Source organism: Agromyces sp. P2_B3, assembly GCF_056404815.1.
The window spans coordinates 1-3249 of sequence record NZ_JBFUDH010000043.1 but is presented as its reverse complement, the minus strand read 5'-3'; the positions used below and the strand labels follow the sequence as shown (position 1 = coordinate 3249).

Genomic DNA, 3249 nt, shown 5'->3' with positions numbered 1-3249 from the left:
CGGCACCGCGGGTACGGACACCACGACTGTGGTGTTCACCGCAGGCGTCCCGGACGTGACCACGTCCACGATCACGGCCGCGCCGGGCAGTATTCCCGCGGACGGCACATCCACCTCATTGGTGACCGTCACCGAGCTCGACAGCAACGGAAACCCCGTCGGGGCCGGTGGCGACACGGTCGTGATCACCACCGACCTCGGCACCATCGGTGCCGTCACGGACAACGGTGACGGCACCTACACCGCGACACTCACCGCGGGCACGACCGCGGGCACCGCAACCCTCGGATTCACACTGAACGGCACCACGGGCGCGGACACCGCGACTGTGGTGTTCACCGCAGGCGCCCCGGACGTGACCACGTCCACGATCGCGGCCGCGCCCGGCAGCATCCCCGCGGACGGCACCAGCACATCGACGGTCACAGTCACGGTGCTCGACAGCAACGGGAACCCGGTCGGGGCTGGTGGCGCGACCGTCACGGTGTCCACCACCCTTGGCGCACTCGGTGCCGTCACGGACAACGGTGATGGGACGTACACCGCAACCCTCACGTCGAGTACGACCGCGGGCACCGCAACCCTCGGATTCACGCTGAACACGGTCCCAGGTACGGACACCGCCCAGGTCGTTTTCACCGCGGGCACCGCGGATGCGGGCACGTCGACGATCATCGCGGCGCCGGGGAGTGTTCCTGCGGACGGGGCATCCACGTCGTTGGTGACGGTGACGGTGCTTGACAGTAGCGGGAACCCGGTCGGGGTGGGTGGTGACACGGTCACGATGTCGACCACCCTGGGTACCCTGGGTGGGGTCACGGATGTGGGCGACGGTACTTATATGGCGACGTTGACGTCGGGTACGACCGCGGGCACTGCGACGCTCGGGTTCACGCTGGACGGCACCGCAGGCACGGATACCGCGACTGTGGTGTTCACCGCGGGTGCCGCGGATGCGGCCACGTCGACGATCACTGCGGCGCCGGGCAGTATTCCCGCGGACGGAACCAGCACGTCCACGGTCACCGTCACGGCCCTGGATGTGAACGGGAACCCGGTCGGGGTTGGTGGTGACACGGTCACGATGTCGACCACTCTCGGCACCCTGGGCGCGGTCACGGACAACGGTGATGGCACCTATACGGCGACGTTGACGTCGGGGACGGCGTCGGGGACCGCGACGGTCGGATTCACACTGAACACGGTCCCGGGTACGGACACGACTCAGGTCGTGTTCACCGCGGGCATCCCGGATGTGACGACGTCCACGATCACCGCGGCGCCGGCTACGATTCCCGCGAACGGGGTATCCGCGTCCACGGTCACCGTGACGGTGCTTGATGTGAACGGGAACCCGGTCGGGGTTGGTGGCGCGACGGTCACGATGTCGACCACTCTCGGCACACTCGGTGCGGTCACGGACGTGGGCAATGGGACGTACACGGCGACGTTGACYGCGGGGACGGTCTCGGGGACTGCGACGGTSGGGTTCACGTTGAACGGCACCGCGGGTACGGATACCACTCAGGTGGTGCTTGTTGCGGGGATCTCGGACGAGACCACGTCCACGATCACCGCCGCGCCGGGGAGTGTTCCCGCGGACGGGGCATCCACGTCATTGGTGACGGTCACGGTGCGGGATGTGAACGGAAACCCGGTCGGGGTCGGTGGCGACGTCGTCGTGATCACGACGACCCTGGGCACGATCGGTGCGGTCACGAGTGTTGGCGACGGCACGTACACGGCGACGTTGACGTCGGGTACGACGGCGGGCACCGCGACGCTCGGATTCACGTTGAACACGGTCCCGGGTACGGACACCACGACTGTGGTGTTCACCGCGGGCGTGCCGGACGTGACCACGTCCACGATCACCGCGGCGCCGGGCAGTATTCCCGCGGACGGCACCAGCACGTCCACGGTCACCGTCACAGTGCTGGATGTGAACGGGAACCCGGTCGGGGTTGGTGGCGACACGGTCACGATGTCCACCGACCTGGGCACGATCGGTGCTGTCACGGACAACGGTGATGGGACGTACACGGCGACCCTCACGTCGGGTATCACGGCGGGCACTGCGACCCTCGGGTTCACGCTGAACGGCACCGCAGGCACCGACACCACCCAGGTCGTGTTCACCGCGGGGGCCGCGGACCCGGTTACGTCCACGATCACCGCCGCGCCGGGCACGATTCCCGCGGACGGGGCATCCACGTCCACGGTCACGGTCACCGTGCTGGATGCGAACGGCAACCCGGTCGGGGTTGGTGGCGCCACGGTCACGATGTCGACCACTCTGGGCACGCTGGGTGCGGTCACGGACAACGGTGACGGTACCTACACGGCGACGTTGACGTCCGCTACGACGGCGGGGACTGCGACGGTCGGGTTCACGTTGAATGGCACCGCRGGTACGGACACCACGACCGTGGTGTTCACCGTGGGCGCCCCGAGCCCGGTCACGTCGACGATCACGGCCGCGCCGGGAAGTATTCCCGCGGACGGGGCATCCACGTCCACCGTGACGGTCACCGTGCTGGATGTGAACGGGAACCCGGTCGGGGTTGGTGGTGACACCGTCACGATGTCCACCACCCTCGGCACGATCGGTGCCGTCACGGATGTGGGCGACGGCACCTACACGGCGACACTCACGTCGGGTACGACCGCGGGCACTGCGACCCTCGGGTTCACGTTGAACGGCACCGCGGGCACGGATACCGCGACTGTGGTGTTCACCGCGGGCGTCCCGGATGTGACCACGTCCACGATCACCGCGACACCCGCCACGATTCCGGCGGACGGGGCATCCACCTCGTTGGTGACCGTCACCGAGCTCGACAGCAACGGAAACCCCGTCGGAGTGGGTGGCGACACGGTCGTGATCACCACCACCCTGGGCACCGTGGGCGCGGTCACGGACAACGGTGACGGCACCTACACCGTGACACTCACCGCGGGCACGACCGCGGGCACCGCGACCCTCGGATTCACGCTGAACGGCACCGCGGGTACGGACACCACGACTGTGGTGTTCACCGCAGGCGTCCCGGACGTGACCACGTCCACGATCACGGCCGCGCCGGGCAGTATTCCCGCGGACGGCACATCCACCTCATTGGTGACCGTCACCGAGCTCGACAGCAACGGAAACCCCGTCGGGGCCGGTGGCGACACGGTCGTGATCACCACCGACCTCGGCACCATCGGTGCCGTCACGGACAACGGTGACGGCACCTACACCGCGAC

The 3249-nt window shown here is 68.1% G+C and carries 1 protein-coding gene; it reads left to right on the top strand.

Going from position 1 to position 3249, the window contains the following annotated elements; genetic code table 11:
- Positions 1-55: 55 nt before the first annotated feature.
- Positions 56-3249 (top strand): beta strand repeat-containing protein (locus AC1DZA_RS20060; protein ID WP_476774090.1); only part of this gene is annotated, 3194 nt, incomplete at its 3' end.